The 22,902-nt window shown below is 43.7% G+C and carries 16 protein-coding genes; 9 read left to right on the forward strand and 7 right to left on the reverse strand.

The window, feature by feature from the left end; translation table 11 throughout:
- Nucleotides 1–103 precede the first annotated feature (103 nt).
- The 6 genes from HWQ42_RS14420 (at nucleotide 104) to HWQ42_RS14445 (ending at nucleotide 11,625) form a co-directional block, all read left to right on the forward strand.
- Nucleotides 104–1,384 carry a S41 family peptidase gene (locus tag HWQ42_RS14420; protein ID WP_292813101.1) on the forward strand — a complete coding sequence of 427 codons (1,281 nt, stop codon included), beginning with the start codon at nucleotides 104–106 and terminating at the stop codon, nucleotides 1,382–1,384.
- 45 nt (nucleotides 1,385–1,429) lie between these two features.
- Nucleotides 1,430–2,338, forward strand: a complete 909-nt coding sequence (locus tag HWQ42_RS14425) for a hypothetical protein (protein WP_292733903.1) — start codon at nucleotides 1,430–1,432, stop codon at nucleotides 2,336–2,338.
- 20 nt (nucleotides 2,339–2,358) lie between these two features.
- Nucleotides 2,359–3,330 carry an RNA polymerase sigma factor, RpoD/SigA family gene (locus HWQ42_RS14430; RefSeq protein WP_292813103.1) on the forward strand — a complete coding sequence of 324 codons (972 nt, stop codon included), beginning with the start codon at nucleotides 2,359–2,361 and terminating at the stop codon, nucleotides 3,328–3,330.
- 282 nt (nucleotides 3,331–3,612) lie between these two features.
- Nucleotides 3,613–5,148: an efflux RND transporter periplasmic adaptor subunit gene (locus HWQ42_RS14435; RefSeq protein ID WP_292813106.1), complete on the forward strand. Its 1,536-nt coding sequence runs from the start codon at nucleotides 3,613–3,615 to the stop codon at nucleotides 5,146–5,148.
- On the forward strand, nucleotides 5,145–8,267 hold the full coding sequence (locus tag HWQ42_RS14440; protein ID WP_292813108.1) for an efflux RND transporter permease subunit: 3,123 nt from the start codon (nucleotides 5,145–5,147) through the stop codon (nucleotides 8,265–8,267). Before HWQ42_RS14435 ends, HWQ42_RS14440 begins: the two co-directional genes overlap by 4 nt.
- A gap of 247 nt (nucleotides 8,268–8,514) precedes the next feature.
- Complete coding sequence (locus tag HWQ42_RS14445; protein ID WP_292813111.1) at nucleotides 8,515–11,625, forward strand: efflux RND transporter permease subunit; 3,111 nt, start codon at nucleotides 8,515–8,517, stop codon at nucleotides 11,623–11,625.
- Nucleotides 11,626–11,751: 126 nt separating this feature from the next.
- On the opposite strand, the gene HWQ42_RS14450 is transcribed toward HWQ42_RS14445, so the two are convergent.
- The gene (locus tag HWQ42_RS14450; RefSeq protein ID WP_292813112.1) at nucleotides 11,752–11,919 is read right to left on the reverse strand and encodes a hypothetical protein; all 168 of its coding nucleotides are present in this window, start codon (nucleotides 11,917–11,919) and stop codon (nucleotides 11,752–11,754) included.
- Nucleotides 11,920–11,995: 76 nt separating this feature from the next.
- A complete protein-coding gene (locus HWQ42_RS14455) occupies nucleotides 11,996–12,985 on the reverse strand; it encodes an adenosine kinase (RefSeq protein WP_292813115.1) in 990 nt (329 codons plus the stop codon).
- A 328-nt stretch (nucleotides 12,986–13,313) separates the two neighbouring features.
- On the opposite strand from HWQ42_RS14455, the gene HWQ42_RS14460 reads away from it, so the two are divergent.
- Nucleotides 13,314–13,604: a hypothetical protein gene (locus HWQ42_RS14460; RefSeq protein ID WP_292813117.1), complete on the forward strand. Its 291-nt coding sequence runs from the start codon at nucleotides 13,314–13,316 to the stop codon at nucleotides 13,602–13,604.
- Here HWQ42_RS14460 and HWQ42_RS14465 read toward each other — a convergent pair.
- The 3 genes from HWQ42_RS14465 to HWQ42_RS14475 all read right to left on the reverse strand — a co-directional run bounded on the left by HWQ42_RS14465 (nucleotide 13,565) and on the right by HWQ42_RS14475 (nucleotide 16,083).
- The gene (locus HWQ42_RS14465; protein ID WP_292813120.1) at nucleotides 13,565–14,092 is read right to left on the reverse strand and encodes a transposase; all 528 of its coding nucleotides are present in this window, start codon (nucleotides 14,090–14,092) and stop codon (nucleotides 13,565–13,567) included. The genes HWQ42_RS14460 and HWQ42_RS14465 overlap by 40 nt on opposite strands.
- Nucleotides 14,064–14,681 (reverse strand): transposase, encoded by a 618-nt coding sequence (locus tag HWQ42_RS14470; protein ID WP_292813123.1) that lies wholly within the window; start codon nucleotides 14,679–14,681, stop codon nucleotides 14,064–14,066. The genes HWQ42_RS14465 and HWQ42_RS14470 overlap by 29 nt, the downstream gene beginning before the upstream one ends.
- 544 nt (nucleotides 14,682–15,225) lie before the next feature.
- A complete protein-coding gene (locus tag HWQ42_RS14475; RefSeq protein ID WP_292813125.1) occupies nucleotides 15,226–16,083 on the reverse strand; it encodes a nucleotidyltransferase domain-containing protein in 858 nt (285 codons plus the stop codon).
- A 192-nt stretch (nucleotides 16,084–16,275) separates the two neighbouring features.
- Here HWQ42_RS14475 and HWQ42_RS14480 point away from each other — a divergent pair, with 192 nt between their 5' ends.
- Complete coding sequence (locus tag HWQ42_RS14480) at nucleotides 16,276–16,449, forward strand: hypothetical protein (RefSeq protein WP_292813128.1); 174 nt, start codon at nucleotides 16,276–16,278, stop codon at nucleotides 16,447–16,449.
- Between the two features lie 61 nt (nucleotides 16,450–16,510).
- Here the strand turns inward: HWQ42_RS14480 and HWQ42_RS14485 are convergent, their stop codons facing one another.
- Nucleotides 16,511–18,274 carry a Rieske (2Fe-2S) protein gene (locus HWQ42_RS14485; RefSeq protein ID WP_292813130.1) on the reverse strand — a complete coding sequence of 588 codons (1,764 nt, stop codon included), beginning with the start codon at nucleotides 18,272–18,274 and terminating at the stop codon, nucleotides 16,511–16,513.
- A gap of 259 nt (nucleotides 18,275–18,533) precedes the next feature.
- Nucleotides 18,534–19,076 carry a DUF1648 domain-containing protein gene (locus HWQ42_RS14490; RefSeq protein WP_292813132.1) on the reverse strand — a complete coding sequence of 181 codons (543 nt, stop codon included), beginning with the start codon at nucleotides 19,074–19,076 and terminating at the stop codon, nucleotides 18,534–18,536.
- Nucleotides 19,077–19,987: 911 nt separating this feature from the next.
- On the opposite strand from HWQ42_RS14490, the gene HWQ42_RS14495 reads away from it, so the two are divergent.
- Entirely contained in the window at nucleotides 19,988–22,525 is a 2,538-nt protein-coding gene (locus HWQ42_RS14495; protein WP_292813134.1) for a calcium-binding protein, read from the forward strand.
- Nucleotides 22,526–22,902 lie beyond the last annotated feature (377 nt).

A 22,902-nucleotide genomic window follows, 5' to 3' on the forward strand; every position in this document is an offset into this window, starting at 1 on the left:
TTCCTAGTAGTTTTATCAAACAGAATTCGGGAGTCAGAATACCCTTTCCGAAAAACAAGCTACAGAATGAATTCTATCTGTATTATTCTTTAATAGTTAAAGTATGTTCAAGCAAAAATTGATCGTCAGGATAGAACTCGCCGTTATTGCCACAATCCTGACAGGAACTAGTCTCTACACTTCTAAAGTTTTAGGTAAAACTCAAGCTACCCCTCAAAAGCTAGTAGATGAGGTGTGGCAAATCCTAGATAAAAATTATGTTGATGCCAACTTTAACCATCAAGATTGGAAAGCAATTCGACAGCAGTATCTTAGCCGCTCCTATAGTACTAAGAAAGAGGCTTATGGTGCAATTCAAGAAATGGTGGCTAAATTAGGCGATCGCTACACAGAATTTTACGACCCCCAGGAATTTAAAGCCCTAAATAGCGATATTTCTGGCAACCTCAGTGGTGTAGGGCTGGAACTGGCAGAGAATGAAAAGACTAAAGCTTTAACTGTTGTTGCCCCAATTGAAGGAACGCCTGCTTTTAAAGCGGGTATTTTGCCGGGTGATTTAATTGTCCAAATTAACGGTCAAATAACTCAGGGAATGAAAATAGAGGATGCCGTTAAGCGGATTGTGGGCCCGGTGGGAACCAAAGTAGTACTCACGATTAAACGGGGTAGCCAATCCCAAGCTTTCCAACTTACCCGTGCCAATATTGCCATCCACCCTGTAACTTACAACACCCAAACAACGGCAGTGGGTAAGATTGGTTACATTCGTTTACCAGAGTTTACGCAAACTGCACCCGCCCAGATGCATCGGGCAATTGAAGCACTAGAAAAACAACAGGTGCAGGGCTACGTTTTGGATCTGCGTTCCGATCCAGGTGGACTGCTGGATGCGAGTTTGCAAATTGCCAGTATGTGGTTAAAGCAAGGAGCGATCGTGTCTTTGGTAAATCGAGATCAAGTTAAAGATAGCTATAATGCGTCGGGACATCCTCTCACCAACAAACCCTTAGTGATACTAGTCGATAAGGGATCTGCCAGCGCCAGCGAGATTCTGTCAGGAGCGCTGCAAGATGATAATCGCGCCACGTTAGTCGGGACTCGCACCTTCGGGAAAGGTTTAGTTCAAGCCGTAGAGCCACTGGATGATGGTTCGGGGCTGAAACTAACGATCGCCAAATACTACACACCGAAAGGTCGAGATATCAATCATGTCGGCATTGCACCAGATATTAACGTGGAGTTAAGCGAGGCACAACAGAAAGCATTAGTAGAAAACCAAACCTTGGGGACATTAGCCGATCCTCAGTATGCTAAGGCCGTTGCCGACTTGAGCAAATTGATTCAGTCCGGGGCCAATAGTGTGAGTTTGCAGGGTGAGAAATAAGTATACGGATACTTTTGACAATATCTACCATCGTCACTTTCAATCATGTCAACCCGCAAACCCCAACGACTTCAAATGTGTGAACCAGTTCCAGGTTTGCAAACCTTGGTTAAACTGAGTAATACTGCTTTAGTGCGGACAGTAATAACTACTGTTACCCACCATCAGCTAGCGATCGTCGGAGTTGTATTTGTTGCTACCCTGCTTTTTGCGATGCGGGAAAACGCCCCTTGGTTGACAGTGCCTAAACAGGTGGCAATTGAATTCTTTTCTGCTGTATCCCAATCGTTAGCTGCTTTATTGGGGGTATTAATTGTTTTCCTCACCTTTACTAGTCAGTTAATCGCTCAAAGACGGCATGAAGATTACTATACACTTCAGATCCAGATTGACCAACTCATTCGTCTAACTCAGTCTCTTCCCACCGAACTCAGTAATTTGGATCAAACTCTAATAGCACTGATTAACTATTTAGTTCCCTTGCATTTAAAGGATTTTCCAATCTGGGCAAATAGTCCCCAGATGCTACCTGTAGAAAAGCTTTTAGATAATTTCAAGAATGAAGATGAATGGGCGCAAGTGCAGCCAGAATGCTCATTAGCTACCCATTTACACCGACAACAAATTTTACTTGTCATCAATAATATGGAAGAAATATTGGAGGGATTTTCCAGACTTTACAATCGCATCCTGGAGATCAGCCGTTTTATTCTCGCGATCGTTAAGTTGTCATTTCTTCTAGGAGTCTCTCTCCTGTTTTTGCTGTTATTTGGCATTATCGATTTGCAAAGGAAGTTTCCGGATCTCAGTTTACCTGTAATTGTTTCTCTAGCAATTTGGGTGTTGATTGCTCTTTTAGAGCTAGTGCTTGATACCTGGTTTTTTTATAAAAATCTTTATGGTTCTTCGAGTCACTATCTGCGATTTTTTCCTAATCCAAAAGACCCTAATTAATAGGCAGAGACTAACTCACTATGAGTAACTTAACATTCTCAGATACTAAAGCTAGTAACACAAACAAAGCTACAACTGATACAATCCGTGCTTATCTGAAAGAAATTGGCAGGATACCTCTGTTAACCCAGGAGCAAGAAATTATTTTTGCCCAAGAAATTCAGCAGATGATGATAATACTTGCTGAATCAGAAAAACTGGCTGTTGAATTAAAGCGTACACCCACGCTGTCAGAATGGGCTAACCAGATGCAGTTAAACGAACAGGAACTACTTCAGCAGCTAAATCAAGGGAAAAAAGCCAAGCAGAAAATGATGACGGCTAATCTGCGGCTGGTGGTATCAATTGCCAAGCAATATCAGAGACGTAACTTAGAACTGATGGACTTAATTCAAGAAGGTACATTAGGTTTGGAAAGAGGGGTTGAGAAATTCAATCCGGCTTTAGGATACAGGTTTTCAACCTACGTTTACTGGTGGATTCGTCAAGGAATTACCAGAGCGATCGCCCAGCAAGGACGCGCGATTCGATTACCCATTCACATCAATGAAAAATTAAACAAAATTAAGCGTGTTCAGCGAGAGCTATCTCAAACACTAGGTCGTATTCCCACCAGTACAGAAATTGCTAATGCACTTTCTTTAAAACCTAGTCAGATTCGAGAATTTCTGCTTTTGGCTCGTCAAACGATCTCTCTCGATATTCGAGTTAGCTCAGAAAAAGATTTAAGATTACAAGACTTAATAGAAGATTATAGGTATTCTTCTAATAGCTATGCCACAGAGGAATCTCTCAATCAGGAGGTTGAAAGTTTATTATCAAATTTGTCTCGCCAACAACAAGAAATATTAATTTTGCACTTTGGGTTGACAGACGGAGAAGAACTTTCTCTAGAACAGATTGGTCAACGTCTGGGTATTAGTCGAGAACGAGTCCGGCAGATAGAAAAACAAGCTCTCAAACTTTTACAGCAGCAGTTAAGTAATTATTGAAAATGAATTCAGAAGGCAGAATCAATTAGTACGGAATAACGTAGACGTTTCTCTACGAGACGCTACGCGTAGCTTGCTTCCCGTTCGCAAAGCGTCCCGTAGGGAAGGGTACGGCTTGCCGCAGGCTACCGCAGAGGCGCAAAGGACACAGAGAAATGAGAGTTTGGTAGATATTTTACGTAAGTCTGATCATACTGAATTTTGACTTCTGTTAGCAGTAGCTGGACATTTAGCCCGTCCTGAATTCTGTTTTTAATCAACTAAAATCCAGTGGAGGTTCTGATGAACCATGAAATTACTAGTGAGAGTTTGACTGAAAACGAGAACAGTATAGAGCCGAAGTTACCGCGATCGCCAAAAAAGAAAAAGATTCGTTTGGTCATTTTGGGCGTGCTGTTGCTGGCTGGGCTGGGTATTTTTGGTATCCATGCAGGTGCAGCCAAGTCAGACAAAACTGAAAAATCTGGGCGTAATAAGCAGCAAGTCACACCTGTAACCGTGGCAATGGTGACACAAAAAACGGTTCCGGTGCAATTGCAGGCGATCGGGAATGTGCAATCGGGTTCTACGGTATCGATTACGCCCGAAGCTAGCGGACGGATTATTGGGGTTTATTTTAAGAAAGGTCAAGATGTGAAAAAGGGACAACTTTTGTTTACCCTGGATGACCGATCGCAAACTGCTGCAATCCAGCAAGCTCAAGGAACTGTTGCCAAAGACCAAGCTTCGGTACAGCAAGCCAGAGATGCATTAGCCAGAGACTTGGGTCAGGTAGACCAAGCGAGAGCCACTTTAATTAAAGACCAAGCCTTGGTGCGACAAGCCCAAGCTAATTTGGCTAAGGATCAAGCCCAAGCAGAATTTGCTCAGGGACAGAGCGATCGCTATAGTGCATTGTACAAAAAGGGCGCGATTAGTTTAGATCAAGCACAGCAATACGTTTCTAACAGCAAATCGGCTACAGCAACTCTGCAAGCAGATCGAGAAGCGATCGCTAATGCTGAGGCAGTTTTGAAAAGCGATCGCGTGGCGCTGACTAATGCTGGCGCAGTTGTTAAGGGGGATCAAGCTGCGATCGCTAATGCTCAAGCCGTTGTCCGTTCTGACCAGGGAGCATTAGACAATACCAAAGTGCAATTATCTTACGCCAAAATTTATGCACCGATTGATGGCCGCGCTGGCAATATTCTGGTGACTTTGGGCAACGTGGTACAAGCTAACAGCACGACTCCACTTGTTACCTTGACCCAAATTCGCCCGATTCAAGTTGCTTTTTCCATTCCCGAAACAAATCTGCCCCAGGTACAAAAGTATATACAGAATGGCAAGCTGAAGGTAGATGTGACGTTCCCCAACGATCAAGCTCATCCCGCACCAGGTGTTTTGACTTTTGTCAATAATACGGTCGATAACACCACAGGGACAATTCAACTGATTGGCGACTTTGATAACACTCAGGGACACTTGTTTCCCGGTCAATTTGTGAACACAACGCTAACCCTGACCGAACAACCCAATGCAACAGTTGTACCTTCTCAAGCCGTGCAGAATGGCCCCGATGGCCAGTTTGTCTTTGTAGTTAAGCCAGACAATACAGTGGAAAATGTTCCAGTTACAGTTAGCAGCACCATTGAGGGGCTAGATGTGGTTGAGAAAGGGCCGCAACCGGGCGATAAAATTGTCACCGATGGTCAAGCGAATCTTGTTTCGGGTAGCAAAATCCGCATTAAAACAGGCGGCAATGACTCAAATGGAAATTCCTCGAAGTCTAGAAGAGGAAGTGGGGCAGGGGGCAGAGGGCAGGGGGGAGAATCATGAACCTTTCAGAACCATTTATCCGCCGCCCGATCATGACGACTCTGGTGATGACGGCGATTTTGATTTTCGGTTTCATGAGTTATCGCTTGCTGCCAATCAGCGATTTACCCAGTGTGGATTATCCCACAATTCAGGTAAGCGCCTCCCGACCGGGAGCTAGCCCTGAAACGATGGCAGCATCAGTTGCTCGTCCTTTAGAGAAGCAATTTTCCAGCATTGCTGGACTAGATTCGCTCAATTCAACTAGCACTCTCGGACAGACTCAAATTACACTGCAATTCAACTTGAGTCGCAACATTGATGATGCAGCGCAGGATGTAGAAGCAGCGATATCAGGAGCCTCGGGGCAAATTGCGACGGATTTACCCAATCCTCCCACTTACAGCAAAGTTAACCCCGCAGATCAACCAATTCTTTACCTTTATTTAGACTCTCCCACTCTGCCCCTTTCCCAGGTAGACAATTATGCCGAGACTTATTTGGCGCAAAAGCTATCTACCATCAATGGAGTAGCACAGGTAGCTGTCTATGGTTCCCAAAAGTATGCGGCTCGAATTCAACTCGATCCTCAGCAATTGGCAGCGCGGCAAATTGGGTTAGATCAGGTGGCGACGGCGATTCAACAGGGTAACGTCAATTTACCTACTGGCAGTCTTTCGGGAAATCATAAGAATTTTACAGTCCAGACTAACGGGCAACTTGAGGATGCAGCTGCTTATCGCCAACTGATTGTGTCTTATAAAGATGGAACGCCCATCTATCTAAATCAACTGGGTAGGATTATTGACAGTGTAGAAAATGACAAAGTAGCAAGCTGGTACAACAATACCCGCGCCATTATTCTCACCATTCAAAGACAGCCCGGAACCAATACGGTACAAGTCGTAGACACGATTAAGAATTTGCTGCCAAAGTTACGAGAGCAAATTCCGGCATCCGTGGAAATTGGGGTTCTCTACGATGCATCTCAGTCCATTAGAGATTCAGTAGATGATGTCAGATTTACGTTGATTTTGACGATCGCTCTAGTTATCTTAGTAATTTTCATTTTTTTGCGGAACCTCTCGGCGACGGTGATTCCCAGTTTGGCGTTACCCGTTTCGCTAATTGGTACTTTTGCAGTGATGTATTTGCTGCACTACTCACTAGATAACTTGTCGCTGATGGCGTTGACCCTTTCAGTGGGTTTCGTAGTGGATGATGCGATCGTCATGCTAGAAAATATCGTCCGTCACATGGAAATGGGGGAGCGTCCGTTAGAAGCGGCGTTGAATGGGTCGAGAGAAATTGGTTTTACAATTCTGTCGATGACCCTTTCTTTGGTTGCAGTCTTCATCCCCATGTTGTTCATGAGTGAAGTACTGGGACGATTATTTCATGAATTTGCTGTGACGATCGCAGTTGCAATTCTGGTATCTGGTTTTGTGTCTTTGACTCTGACTCCGATGTTGTGCAGTCGTTTTCTGCGTCCTGTAGATCATGCTAATCAAAGTCGCTTATATCAAGCTTCCGAATATGTATTTGATCGCTTCCTGGGTCTGTACGATTGGAGTCTGAAAAAAGTTTTAAAATATCATCGCACCACGATGATTTTATCTGTCTTTCTATTGGCGGTGACAGTTGGGTTGTTGGTGATAGTTCCCAAAGGCTTTATTCCTAGCGAAGATACCGGACAAATTACAGGCATTACCCAAGCAGCCGAAGATGCGTCCTTCGATAATCTTGTTCAGCATCAGCAAACAGTTGCTAACCTGATCCGCCAAGATCCAAATGTAGATGCAGTCAACTCCAATATTGGCGCAGGAGCCAGTGCTAGTGGCGGTGGGGCAGCAGTTGCAGCTAATTCTGGTAGTTTGTTTATTCGGTTAAAACCGCGATCGCAGCGCCAACTTAGTGCTGACGAAATCGTGCAAAATTTGCGAACCAAACTCGCCACTGTTCCAGGCATCCAAGTATTCTTACAAAATCCGCCAGCGATACCCATTGGCGCTCAACAAAGCACAGGACTTTATCAAGTTGCGCTCCAAAGTTCTGATGTCAAACCCTTGCAGGAATATGTTCCTCAACTTGTTGTCAAGATGAAGGAGATGACAGAACTCCAGGATGTCAACAGCGATTTACAATTTGCTTCTAAGATTCAAATTGATATTGACCGCGATAAAGCCTCAACTTATGGGATTACCGCCGAGCAAATCGAAAATACCCTCAGAAGTGCCTATGGTTCTTACCAAGTATCAACCATCTATGCAGCGACCAATGAATATCAGGTAATTTTGGAATTAGCACCGCAGTATCAGGAGGATATCAACGCACTTTTGACATTGTATGTTAACTCCAGCACTGGAGTGGCAGTTCCTCTGAAGACATTCGCCAAACTATCTCAGGGAGTCGGCCCGTTAATGGTCAATCATAACGGTCGGATGAACGCCGCCACCATTTCCTTTAACCTCGCTCCCGGTGTGTCCTTGGGAAATGCCAACGAAGAGATTCAAAAACTGATCGATCGGGTAATTCCTGCCAGCATTAGTACCAGCTTTCAGGGCGCTAGCCAGGTATTTCAAAGTTCACTGCCGAGTTTGGGTTTACTGTTAGCGATCGCCATCCTCGTAATTTATCTGATTCTGGGTATTCTCTACGAAGATTTCATTCACCCAATTACGATTCTTTCCGGTTTGCCGTCAGCAGGTTTTGGGGCATTGCTAACGCTGATAATATTCCATGTCGAACTCAATGTTTATTCCTTCATCGGCATAATTCTCTTAGTGGGCATCGTTAAGAAAAACGGGATCATGATGGTGGACTTTGCAATTGTTGCCCAGCGAGAAGAATTGAAAAAACCGTCTGAGGCAATTTATCAAGCCTGTTTGGTGCGCTTCCGTCCAATTATGATGACGACGATGGCAGCATTAATGGGAACCTTACCCATAGCGATCGGATTTGGGGCTGGTTCGGAATCCCGCCGTCCTTTGGGGATTGCAGTTGTGGGCGGACTGGTGTTTTCTCAGATATTGACGCTGTATTTAACACCTGTGTTTTATATCTATATGGAATCGTGGCGGAAAAAGCTTAATCAAGTTAAGTTCCGGCGGGTGTTCTCATTTACAGGGGGGCGATCGTGATATTTAAACGAACCGCAGAGACGCAGAGGACACAGAGAGGAGAATCAAGAGAGTTTTATGTGTTGAAACCAGATATTAGAGCCGTTTTTTCCTGTTTCCTGTGTTAAAACCCAACATTCAGTTAAGCATTTCTTTCTTCTCTCAGTGTCCTCTGCGCCTCTGCGGTTCGTAAAGAGTTAAGCCTTAATCCAAACCTATTGCTATTTAGCGATCGCATCCTCACCACATTTCTGGGATAACAAAACCCATGAACCTTTCAGAACCCTTCATCCGTCGTCCAGTCATGACCACCTTGGTGATGATCGGTATTCTCATCTTCGGTCTGATGAGTTATTTATTATTACCCATAAGTGCCTTACCCAACGTTGAATATCCTTTTATATCTGTCTCTGCTAGTCTCCCAGGTGCCACCCCGGAAACAATGGCATCTTCGGTCGCCGCACCCCTAGAAAGACAGTTTACCGAAATTGCCGGACTCAATTCATTCAATTCCACCAGTTCAACTGGTAGCACTAACATCTCTCTACAATTTGACTTTAGCCGCAGAGTTGAAGATGCCGCCAAAGATGTGCAGGCAGCCATCTCCGCCGCCGCCGGACAACTACCAGCCGGAATGCCTCACCCGCCCACTTACCGCAAAGTCAACCCCTCTGTTTCACCAGTTCTCTTCCTCTATATGTATTCTGAGACACAGCCAATCTCGACAGTAGATGAATACGCGGAGGTAACAGTTGGTCAGCCAATCTCGATGATTGATGGTGTTGCTCAGGTACAGGTTTTTGGTCAACAGCAATATGCAGTCCGCGTTCAGGTTGACCCGCGAGAGTTAGCATCAAGGGGAATTGGTCTAAATCAGGTAAAAACTGCCATTCAACAAGGAAATGTCAATTTACCAACAGGTAGTCTGTCTGGCACTTATAAAAGTTATACAATTCAGGCAAATGGTCAACTCACCGACGCTGCCAGCTATCGCCAGTTGATTGTAACCTACAAAAATGGTGCGCCTGTGCGACTTCAGGATTTGGGGCAGGTGATTGATAGCGAACAAAACGTCAAAGTCTCAAATTTGTATAGCGATCAGAAGGTGACAAACCGCCATTCGGTTGTTCTTGCTGTACAGCCACAGCCTGGTGCTAATACTGTAAATATTGTTGATGCCATCCAGAAACTTTTACCTACACTCCGCGAACAAGTTCCCAAATCCATTGAGATGGGAATTATGTACGATCGCTCCCAAACAATTCGAGCCTCTGTCAGTGATGTAAAATTTACCTTGGTTCTCTCGGTTTGTCTAGTTGTCTTAGTAATTTTCTTATTCTTACGTGATACAACTGCGACGCTGATACCCAGTTTAGCCTTACCTATAGCAATCATTGGCACTTTTGCGGCGATGTATCTGTCGGGCTTCTCCCTAGACAATCTCTCCCTCATGGCATTGACCCTTTCTGTGGGCTTTGTGGTGGATGATGCGATCGTGGTGTTGGAAAATATCGTCCGTTATCGGGAAATGGGCGAATCTCCCCTAGACGCGGCATTGAAGGGATCGAGGGAAATCAGCTTCACCATTTTGTCCATGACTCTCTCCCTGGTGGCGGTGTTCATCCCCATCATGTTTATGAGTGGAATAATCGGTAAATTATTTCATGAATTTGCCGTGACGATCGCTGTGGCAATTTTGGTTTCGGGTTTTGTTTCCCTCAGTCTCACCCCAATGTTATGCAGTCGTTTCTTAAGTTCATCTCATCAGCAAAGACCAAATTTGGTGTATCGCGTCTCAGAAAGAGCATTTGATTTACTACTGCAAGGATATGATTGGACACTCAAGCCGATCTTAAAATACCGCCTGATGACACTCATCGGTTCTGGCATTTTGCTGGTAATGACTGTCTATTTGTTCGTCATCGTTCCCAAAGGCTTTATTCCCACCGAAGACACCGGACAACTTATGGGGAATACGAAAGCAGCACAAGATATTTCTTTTGATGATATGCGTCGTCACCAGCAAAAGGTTGTTGACATTATTCGTCAAGATCCCAATATTGAAGCGGTTGATTCAATTGTGGGTGCAAGCGGCCCTAATGCCTCCGTCAACTCTGGGCGAATTACAATTCGGCTCAAGCCACGTTCTCAACGTCAACTGAGCGCCGACGAAATTATTCAAGAGCTAACCCCCAAGTTAAGGCGGACAACTGGGATTAAGACATTCCTCCGCTCTCCACCAGCTATTCCCATCGGTGGACAACAAACCAATTCTACTTATCAGTTCACATTGCAGAGTTTAAATCTGCAAGACTTGCGCCAATACGTTCCTAAACTTGTAGATAAAGTCAAAACCCTACCAGGACTCCAGAACGTTGACACCGATTTACAACTCAGCACTCCCCAAATCCAAGTCAAATTTGACCATAACAAAGCTGCAACCCTTGGCATTAGCGCCCAACAAGTTGAACAAACTCTCAGTGCTGCTTATGGTTCAAGCCAGGTTTCAACTATTTATACTCCAAATGACCAATTTTATGTAATCTTAGAAGTAAAACCGGAGTTTCAAAGAGATCCCACTGCCCTATCGATGCTCTATGTGCAATCGAGTACTGGGAAACTTGTTCCTCTGAGTGCGATCGCTAATATCACCCAGGGTGTCGGTCCCCTGACTGTCACTCACGTTGCTCAACTCCCCTCTTCAACAATCTCTTTTGACACGCTTCCAGGAACGTCTCTAAGTCAGGCTACAGAAGCCATTAAGCAAGCAGCCAGTGAGGTGCTACCCTCAACAATTACCACCAGCTTTCAGGGTTCAGCCCAAACCTTTCAACAGTCTTTCAATGATTTAGGTGTGCTGTTGTTGGTGTCTATTTTAGTAATCTATCTAATTCTCGGTATCCTCTATGAGGATTTCATTCACCCGATTACTATTCTTTCCGGTTTGCCTTCGGCGGGTTTTGGCGCATTACTGACGCTGCTAATTTTCCAGGTTGATTTAAACCTTTACTCTTTCATCGGCATTATCCTGCTAGTAGGCATCGTCAAGAAAAACGGGATTATGCTGGTGGATTTTGCAATTGTTGCCCAACGAAAGGAAGGTAAAAATCCCTTTGATGCCATTTATGCCGCTTGCTTGATTCGCTTCCGCCCGATTATGATGACGACGATGGCAGCTTTAATTGGGACACTCCCTATTGCTCTGGGAACGGGAGTCGGTTCAGAAGCGCGTCGTCCTTTGGGGATTGCGATCGTTGGTGGATTACTGTTTTCTCAGATATTGACTCTCTATCTAACTCCAGTGTTTTACATTTACATGGAAACATTGCGTAAAAAGCTTAGTATACAAACCTCAAATAGTCCAATTGAAGTCAAATGAAGACTTGACGAAGGAGCAGATCCTCAAAAACAGAAAGCTATAGAAACTTTGCTACAGGCACTGTAGTTATTGGCGGGAGCTAGCTTGTGTTGATTTTTTCGCCAACAAAAGCTTTCAAAAAATAGGTTACTTGTGTTGACATTTTAACTTCCAAGCAGCATAAAAAGCAGCGCTCATAAATACACTGAATGTTAGCTCGACTTTATCCATTTTTTTCACAACGCGATCGCTTAAGCTGAAACCTTTGTAGAGCAGTAGTTTTAGTTTTTTAACTTCATCGATAATCTGTGACATGGAAAAAGTATTTGCCAAAAAGCTAGGGTTTTTGCCGGATAAAGAAAGCGAGTTCTTAATTTTGGATAAAGTCGAGCTAAACAGTAACTAATGCCTTTAATTCCTCAGTTTTTAATCTTGGCCCATAGGATGTAACAATCTTAGAAGCTGCGGTCGATGCCAATTTTCCGGCTTCTTCATAGCTCATACCTTGGGTAATTCCATAGAGGAAAGCTCCTGCATACATATCTCCTGCTCCTACTGTATCTACAGCTTTTACTTGAGGTGCAGTGATTTCGATTAATTTCTGACCATCAAATACAACTGAACCCTTGGCACCGCGAGTAATGGCAAATTTCTTACTCAGGGTTTTTAGTTTGTCTACAGCTACTTGAAAATCTTGTGTGTCTGCTAGTTCTAATGCTTCACTTTCATTAGCAAAAATCAAGTCTAAACCAGGACCAATGATGTCTAATAAACCATCTTTAAAAAATTTTACCATGTTGTAATCAGATAGGGACATGGTAGTTTTTACTCCCGCTTTTTCAGCTATTTCTCTAGCCTTTATAGCTGCTTCTTTTGCTGTGGGAGAAGTCACTAAATATCCTTCGATATATATATATTCTGAATCAACGATTGCTGATGATACTAATTCTTGTGTAGAAAACTTTTCAGTAATTCCCAAAAATGTATTCATGGTGCGATCTGCATCGGGAGTTACTAACACTAAACATTTACCTGTAATTCCTGATTGGCGGCCGCTATTTTTTAAGTTGGTATCTACCTGAGAGTTGAGTAAATCTTCGATGTAAAAGTCTCCAAATTCATCATTAGCCACTTTGCAGGAATAAAAAGCTTTTCCTCCTAGTTGACTAATCGCCACTATTGTGTTCGCTGCTGAACCTCCACAACTCTTATGGCAATGAAGATTTTTAAGATTTTCCAAAATATGATTTTGACTGTCTTCATCTAGGAGTGTCATTACACCTTTATCAATCTTTAGCTCTTGTAGTAACTCTGGAGATACTTCGTATTCTATATCTACTAAGGCATTACCTACACCATAAACATCATATTTCTTGCCCATTGTTTATCTCCGAGAATAATTTCTGTCTGACTTGAACAGAACTGATAATAACAGATAGGCAACAGATAAGAGTTACTTGGTCATAATTTCGTGGACTCGCATCTTTTTAAGGTCTTTTGCCAAATTTCTTACAAAGAAATCAAAAAAAAGGGATCAGAAAATGCGAAAATCTATATTTAGAAAGCATTTCAACAGTTATAAAGCATCAACTACGAGACGCGCAATCGCCCTGTACCATGTCCTTTGCGCGTCTCGAAGAGAAGGCACTTTTTCCGCCGCGTCCCTTGCACAAAATGAATTATCTTCAACTTCAGCGATGTCTAGCAAGATGTCTTACCCACTTGTTCCACATCGACCCTATCCTCACTGGGCCGATGCTTATCAGATCAATTTGGGCGATCGATTTGATTTTTGGCTTCAACCAGGGCAACCTGTTAAGTATGAAATTCGCATTGAACAAACTACCCGTTCCGGAGTCACCTATACATCTGGAATGAAAATTGGTTTCGTTGTAGATAAAGTTACTCACTCTCCTGATATTCTATACTACTCAGGAACGACACTAACAAATCTCTTAACTCATATCTTGCACCTGGAAATAGTAATGTCAATTCCATGACTAAGTGCTAAGGGTCGAAGTCGTTCAATATTTAGTAGCAATAAAGACAAGACTAAATCAGGTAAAAAAGTAGATAGTGCAAGAAAAGCAGCTTGACCCCAGTCCAAAGAATCAGGTAAACAGGATGAAAGATACGTCCAATATGCTAATAAATAGGCAGTAATGGACAAGACTAACCAACGATAAATTCCTAAAAGAGTACCTTGTCCAAATCTATCTAAACCAAAGCGATATTTAGCAGTTTTGAACCAACCTTCAATTTTCCAACGACGTTTACCCCACCAGGAAATAGTACTAGCTTTAAGAGGTTGTGTAGAAATAACATATCTTTTAACAAACTTACCATTATCGCGTTTGAAGTAATACCAAGAAAGAGTGACAGGAAAATCTAATCCAACAAGTCTAACCTGTTGCCCTCGACGATGTAGAAGTTTAACTGGATAACCATTAACCAACTTGCTATTTACTTCCAATACCAATAACAGCATGATATTTTAGTTTCCGAATGTTGTTAATAAAATCTTTAGTCCCAAAAGCAGTATCAGCGAGAATTTTCACCCGAAATCTTTTGGTTAAATCTTTGGGTAAATGACGTACCATTCGCAATGCTATTTGAGACGGGCTAGCTGTCCCTTTACCTCTCCAGACACGGAAATTCCAAGGGATACGCCATTGTCCAACTACCAAATATAAGACTACTATATGCAAGCCTCGTTTGCCGTTGTAAACGGTTATTAGATTTTTAAATGCTTTAAACTGACCACATTTCTCTAAAGTTGTCAGGTCAACTATTACTTGTAGAAACGCTTTTCTTCCCAATGGACAATGACTGTTAACTTGCTCAATCGCCTGTTGGCGAACATGACGAATTAACTTGCGAGTCGGCCATTTATAAGTATTTAAAAATCGACTGAGAGCGCTTTCAGATTTGGATTTGCTATAGTGTGGCAAAGGTTTTCCATCTGCTGCCAGAAATAGCCCTAGCATCGCTTCCAAGTTGTCTCGTTGATAACGACTAGGCATCAATGCCAGAATCGTATACATTAGGGTATGGGCGTGGGCAAGAATGGTTTCCATCTTTCTTGCTGTTATATTATGTTATCTACGCCCTTTTCTCTCATTTTTTACGAACATATAAAAATATCTTTATGCAGATGACATTATTCCCATCTTTGTATATGTCATTTGTATATATCCTGATACTAAGTGTAGTTTATCATATCAGTATATAAAGTAGAAGCTCCATTTTTAGATGTTACTTTTATTTTTTTGTTCTTGGTTAATACTGATTGTTTTTATCAGGTGCAAGATATGAGTTAAGGCTTATAAAATCGCTTATCTCAAAGAGGCAATCCGAACGTGGATTGGGGTGGGGTTAAGTCACCGGAAGCTATATTTGTGGCTGCTTGTAAGGAGAAAAGAAAGCCGGAGGCAGCACAGGTCAAGTCCAAATCGGATGCGAAAGCTTTGTTTAAATAGGCAAGGCAACAGAGGATTGCAATTGCAATGTTGGGGGAATATGTGTATATGCGCCTTGGGTGAGGTTGTGGCGTTGCAGGAGATGATGTGGCGGTTTCCTTTGAATAGTAGTAAGGTTACTAAAGTCAAATGACAAGAAAAATTACATCGCTAATCGCCGATTCCCATACCAGTGGCTCAAATCATCCTCAATCGCTTCAAGAATCGCAATCGCCTCAGTTATCGATTTTGAAGAAGCAGCTAAAAGTGCAAACGCTTGCTCAACCCTTTGCTGATAGTCGATAGGGCAAATAGCAAACGTACTTGCGATTGCCACCGCACCTTTTTCATTCAACAGATAATCTTCATTGAGGGCGAATAAAACCTGATTCATACACGCCACACTGCGGAAACAACAACCTGCTGCGTAAACAACATCATCGCGTGCAATCGCCTTAGAAGCAACCACCAGCGAGAAACTGATCTCCCAGGCGAAAGTATCAATAATTGCCTGTTTCAGCCCAACTGGATAAGGCTTTGTTTTGAGCTTCAAAGCTTCTAAAGCACCATCCGGGTCGTGAAGTACCTGACAAATAGCAATTTCGCCCATATAAATCGAGGATACAAAACCATGAGGATGTCCTGGTTGATAATCAATAGTAATTTGTCCAGCATGGCAATCATCAATCACACGATTGACCTTCGCCAAATCGCGATAGAGAAAATCTACACCTACACCTTGAACTTGTAGCCAACCGCCGCCGTTAATCCATTTTCCCCATTCACCAATCGCAGTAATCAAATTTACCCGATGGTTATCATCAAGCTCACAGGCGAGGCGATTTAGAGCAATTAAATCGGGCGGGTTTTCTGAATTATAATAAATTCCCAAATCCACATCTGACTTATTGGTGTGGTTGCCCCGTGCCCGTGAACCGCCCAATGAGATGGCTGTAATTCCCTCAATTGACCGCAAACTTGAAACAATATGGTTGATGAATTGAGGCGATTCCTGATTCATAGAGCGATTGTTACATTCCTATCGCTGTCATTTTATATTTTAAAGGCATCGCTACTTAAATCGATAATGCGATTAATTCGTTTGGACTCACTGTCATTATGAAACTATAATTTCTGAGCCGCGCCTGTCCCCAGGACTGAAAAATGGTCACATGAGGCGATTGTAGCGAGGTCAAATGCGCGACCAGAGCGTATGCAGAAACTGAAAGTTGCGGCGAATTCGGGGCAGAATCCGGCTTTTGACTTCTTGCTCTCGTGCTGGAATGACGATCCGATGCTGGTGATCGCAATCAAGAAACTGCTGGCAAAGTTTCCGCAGTGGGGGGTTGTGATTGTGAATGAGGTGCTGGTTGATTGGAATGAATAGCGCGGTTGCCCTTCATAGCAACCACTCACCCCACATCCGGGAGCTTTGAGACGAAAGCTTGTCAAGATTCCTCGAATAGGCGATCGCCTTTATGTAACCGATAAGCGATTTGATAGGTTTGTCCAAGAGATCGCATAGTGGGAGAATGGGCTGCTAAATACCGAGCAGCAGCAACTAATACATGAATCTTAGCAGGAGTGTCACCTAATAGAGAATACTGACGAAAAGCGGCTTCTATTTCTTGAATTACATGAAAATCACGGTTTTCTCTAAGCATCATTTTCCCCAGCATCGCCATGAGTCTTTCAGGATTACCACCTTGATATAAATAATTTGCTACTAATTGCCCTGTCTGGTTTACTTGCTGATGACGGTTTAATAAATCTGGTAGCTGTTGGAGTAATTGTTCGGGATTTTGCACGATGTTTTGAGGTGCTGGCAGATGTGCTGCTGGGACATTCAAAAAACGATTTAAATACACACTCATCGCTGCATCAAACACACCTCTTAGTAATTCGACTGTTGGTACTCTTCGTAAAGCTTGATGTACGGCATTCGCAAACGTAAATGGATGGTGGGCTGAATTCCAATCTCCAAAGTCATTATTAGTGTGGAAACGAGCTACTCGTAATGCTGCTGTATAAGTAACTACACCAGCTAATTGTTCTTCAGTACAACCTGCTGATAGTGCATTCAACAGCGAGTCTGCGATCGCTTGTGGGTCTTCACCTAATAAAATTGGTACTAGTCCATCTACTTCTGACCAACTTCCTTGTCGAGATTTTCCCACACTTAATACAGTCGGTAATTGCTCAAAAGCCGACTCTAATATTGCCACCAAATCTACAGGGTAGCGCCAGGAATTGGATTCTTCCATCCGGGAAGCATTGACTAAACCTGAAACTAGACTAGGCAGAATTGATTCTGCTGCTTGCCAAGCTATAGCATCAAGTGCTTCTAATGCTTTATTGATAAAATCAAGCGTATGCCCAATATCAAGATAACGACGATCCGTAGCAGCACAGAACAGCATATCTGCTATTTGCTTTGAATTAGCTCCTGAACGAATCGCAGATACTAAACATCTTTGTGCTGCTTCAGCATCCCGTACCTGAATAAATTGGCGAAACCAGTTTTTGAGAGTTGCAAAATCTACTTTAGAGTTGGGTAATGGCTGAACGACAAACTCTGGTGGGGCACCTGCACTATCATTAGCTACTGCCGATAGTCCGTAGAATAAAGCACGGGGTTTGTCTTCTACATCTAGATAAGGTAGTAGATTCATCATGCAGGTATGGATAGTTAAACCCGTACTCCAACCTGCTTTGTTATAACGAGTACCAAATTCTAGCCCCATAAGAAATGGTTCTACCGGATTCACCGCTATATCTAACAGTGCGAGTATTGATTTGGCAATCACTAAAGAAATATTCTGCTCTAAACCGTCTTGCAGACGTTGGCGGTAGTGAGCATGAGGGTTAACTAGTGGTGCTAAATTTACCCAGACTTCACCATCACGGATTTCTACCGCGAAACAAGGAACATCATCTGCCCACGAGTCAAACGTTCCACCACTCTTGAGATCAAACCGGGCATAATGCCAAGGACAGGTAACAATACCATCTTTGCAAGTGCTTCCTTGTAAGGGAAAGCCCATGTGAGGACAACGGTTATCAATTGCGTAAACTGTATGGTTTGAGTAAAATAAAGCAATGGTATGCTTTTCTTTGTAGACTAACAAACTGCCTTGTGCCTGAACTTCTGCAAGTTGAGCAACACGGATATAATCGTCTGGTTTCGTTGCACCTTCAAATATTTGAGTCATTTAATTGCACATAGGTAAATGTCAAAACCCTTATTTCTACTCTGGCAAAGTTTTTCAGCTTTGAGCATTTCTGCATTCTAATTTTTGTTAACTTTAAAATTGGTAACGATGTCTGCCGCAACTCCTTCGCGTAAAGCACTTCAACTGCTGGCATATTCAAGCACTCGTTCCCACTCCCAACGCTACAAGGCTGCTTTTTCTTCTATCTCAGTTATGTGTTTTTTGAAGTTGTTAAGAAAAATTGCTATTTTGTATGGCGTTAACGTGCCAGAAAAGATTGACTCAACCAATATCCAATTGTCCCAAATATAATTATTGATGTTACAGGCATAAACCATACCCCTAAATTGGGATTTTCTGTAGTCGCTAGATGGAATATTTGCCATTCAATGTAAACAAATATCCAAACCATCTCACTTTTTAACCAATCCAACATTGAACAAGCAATTTGATACTGCTGCAAAGCATTTTGTTCAGTAATTACAACTAGATAATTAAATGTATTAGGATAACGACTAATAAATGTTAAAAGTCCATAAATTGCTAAACCAACAATTGGTAACAACCACAGAACTTTTTTGCTCCCCCAACCATTGGCTTGTCCATCAAATCCAAAGTGGACAGGTATAGTATCCGGTAATGTTGACCAAGCGTGAATAGCGATGCCGAATAATCCCACAAGTCCTACCAGTGCGCTCAAGTTTAGCATCTGTGCCGAATCGAATCCAGGAATTACAATATCAGGCCTAGCATAAATAATGCCAAATAACTTTGGCTCATTCGCTATATATGGTAAACTCAACGGGGTTGGTGACAACCCCGTTGAGTTTACTTTTTACGCTCAAAGTTGCGGCGAATTCGGGGCAGAATCCGGGTTTTGACTTCTTGCAAGAGTGCTGGAATGACGATCCGGCACTTGTGATAGTGATCAAAAAGTTGCTGGCGAAGGGGAGCAACGCGAAAAAGTAAGATCCTCGTGAAATAGGCAGGGGGAGTAAAGAGACATATTTAGTAATTTTTACGAGCGTTACGGATTGCTTATACAACCGATTGACGTTGATGCAATACCTCAAACCATTGCCTCAATTTAGGATACTCTTGCTACCAATTATGGCCAAATCTGAGGCTGTAGTAACCCAACCCTGATATAGCTTCTACGTAATCCAACTTCAAATCAATAGAACTCTTACATCTGCTCATCAGGCTCCACAACTGAACCACAGGCGTAAGAAACTGCAAAAGTCTTTTATGTTCCTCACAAGTTCCTCAAATTATTTCTTTATATTTAAACTGTATGTAAGATGAGGAGCTTTTAAAAAACTCAACAAGCCTAAGTATTAGAGGTTTATATGTTAAAAAAAATTCTGATTGCATTGGATTGCTCTAAGATGGGCAAATATGTTTTTGAACAAGGCTTTGGTTTGCTAAGATGACTGGAGCTAGTTTATTGTGTCTAGACTAAGAAAGCAGGTATCCGCTCAATAAATCGGGGCGAACTACCAGTTCAGGAACGAGTTTACGCCATTTGAGCCTTGTCACTGAGCGATTTACCCCGGATTATTGAGCGGTTACGAAAGCAGAAACCAGTCTAAGTAGATACTGCATTTATTTGAACTACCTATCTAGGGTTTCTCCCCGCTGGCAGGGCTACTCATAGATGACACCTCTGCCAGCGAATATCTCTGAATCAAACTTATAACCGAGGCGATTGATATGGCAGACATTATTGGAGACAACCAGAATAACACTCTGATTGGCACGTTTGAGAATGACGCTATCCTTGGTCAGGGCGGTGATGATAACCTCTTTGGTCGGGGCGGCAATGATGACCTCTTGGGTGGGGCTGGCAATGACTCGCTTAATGGCGAGGACGGCAATGACCTTCTCAATGGTGAGGACGGCGAGAACACCCTGCTTGGTGGGTTGGGCGATGATGTCCTCCTTGGTGGATCTGGCAATGACCTGCTTGATGGCGAGGAGGATGACGATCAACTCCTTGGCAAAGGCGGTGACGACACCCTGCTTGGTGGGTTCGGTAATGATGCTTTCCTTGGTGGATCTGGCAATGACCTTCTCGAAGGCGGGGACGGAAATGACCGACTCGCTGGAGAAGACGGTAAAGACCAACTCTTTGGCGGGGAAGGGGTTGACACGCTCAATGGCGGGGCTGGCGATGACCAGATTGATGGCGAGGATGGCAATGACAACTTGATTGGTCAGGCTGGCGATGACACCCTCCTTGGCGGGGCTGGCAATGACCGACTCGAAGCAGGGGACGGGGATGACAAAATCTTTGGTGGGACTGGCAATGATACTGCTGACTATTCAAATACCACTGCTGGTGTCACCGTTAACCTAGCGACTGGAACTGCCAGTGGAGGGGCTGGGAATGATGTCCTATTTAATATCGAAGAAGTCTTTGGTTCTGGTTTCAGCGACATTCTAACTGGCGGGCGCGGTAATGACACCCTCTTTGGTAGAGGTGGCAATGACCTGCTTGATGGTGGAGTTGGCAATGACCTGCTTGATGGCGAGGAAGGCAACGATATTGTCCGTGGTGGGGCTGGCGATGACACCTTGCGTGGTGGGACTGGCAATAACCAACTCTTGGGTGGAGCTGGTGTTGATACTGCTGATTATTTCAGTGCCACTGCCGGAGTCACGATCAACCTTGCCACTGGAACCGCTACAGGGCAGGGCAGGAATGATGTCCTGTTGGAGATTGAAAGAATCGTTGGTTCTAGGTTCAATGACACCATCCTTGGCGGAGCTGGCAATGACTTCTTCCTCAGTGGTGGGGACGGGAATGACTTTGTCAATGGAGAGGCTGGTAATGACCGCCTCTTTGGCGATAACGGCAATGACACCCTCCTTGGCGGGGCTAACGACGACTTTATCAATGGCGGGTACGGCAATGACTCCCTGCTTGGCGGTAGCGGCATTGACATCCTGCTTGGTGGGGCTGGCAATGACCAACTCTTTGGTGAGGACGGGAGTGACACTCTCATTAGTAGAGAAGGCAATGATACCCTGCTAGGCGGCAGCGGCAATGACATTCTGCTTGGTGGGGACGGCGACGACCAACTCCAAGGTGGAGGCGGGGATGACCAACTCTTTGGTGGGACTGGCATTAATACTGCTGATTATTTAAATGCCACTGCCGGAGTCACCGTTGACCTTAGCACTGGAACTGCCAGTGGGGGAGATGGGAGTGATGTCCTGTTCAATATCGAGCAAGTCTTTGGTTCTAGTTTTAGCGACTCCCTGATTGGAGGAAGCAGCAGTGATACCCTCTTTGGCAGAGGCGGCAATGACACCTTGCTTGGTGGAGATGGCGATGACTTTCTTGATGGTCAGGAAGGTAATGACCTCGTTTTGGGCGAGGATGGGAATGACAGCCTGTTTGGCGGGGCTGGTAATGACCAAATCGAAGGAGGAGAAGGCGATGACACCCTCCGTGGCGGGGTCGGCAATGACACTCTCCTTGGAGGGCCTGGAAATGATGTCCTCATAGGCGTTGATACTAACGGTTCTGATTCTCCTGGATTAGGGGAGGTTGATACCCTAACTGGAGGACCTGGGGAAGATCAGTTCTTACTTGGAGATGCTACTAATGTCTTCTATGACGATAACAACAATGGAAGTAGTGGTTTGGCAGACTACGCTACCATCACTGGCTTCAACTCCAACGAAGATACAATCCAGCTCAAAGGAACACTGGCAGACTATCGCTTGCAGACTGTGGGAGCGGATACAAGGGTATTTCTGGACAACTCAGGAGAGCTAGATGAACTCATTGGTGTTGTGCAAGCATCGCCTCTGAAGCTTGATAGTGACGACTTCCTGTTCTACGAGAAAGAAGATGCTGGACAAGGGACAAACAACACACTAGCCACTGCTGAGAAGCTAGGTACTTTAACATCAGGTTCAGAAGTTAATACCTCTGCTCAACTGGCAAGACTTCCAGGGAACAATCCTGATTTCGACTTTTTCACATTTTCTTTAGCCAACCCAGGAACTGTGACTATTAGCACGCCGAATTACAGTGGTAACTTTCCAGTTCTCGGCCTATTTAATAGTGCTGGGAACTTACAGAGTTCCAGTACTTCTCAATCAATCACCGCTTCACTAGGGGCAGGTACTTACTCCATTTCAGTAAGTGATTATGATTACTTCCCGCAAAATGGCGGAACTTTCAGTTCTGGCTTTTTTGACCCTGGTTCTTATACGCTAGGAGTCACTGTAGCCTAAAGACAAATGGTACTAAGAAAAGCGGAAACAGTTGCCAATTAAGAAGTTTGCAGTTGTTTACGTAATTCTTATCGAGGTTTTGTCCTTACGGGGGGACAAAAAGGGCTAGGATGCAGATAAAATAAGCATCATAGCCCTTTGTCCTTGAAACTGAACTAGCTGGAGTAGCAGCGTTTGTTAGAGCTATTACAAGAGGTGGTTCGGAAAAATCATCCAGTTGCACGTGTATTTTTACGTGCTTCTGAACCAGGCAAAGTGATGAAGATTTTAAGTTGCAGCATTCCCATAGACTGACAATTGTATTTATAATATTATGGAGCGATATCGTAGACATCGCTCCATCAATTCAGAGCAAATAATATTCTGAATCTCATCAG

The organism is Nostoc sp. JL23 (genome assembly GCF_017115065.1).
Classification (GTDB): Bacteria; Cyanobacteriota; Cyanobacteriia; order Cyanobacteriales; family Nostocaceae; genus Nostoc; species Nostoc punctiforme_A.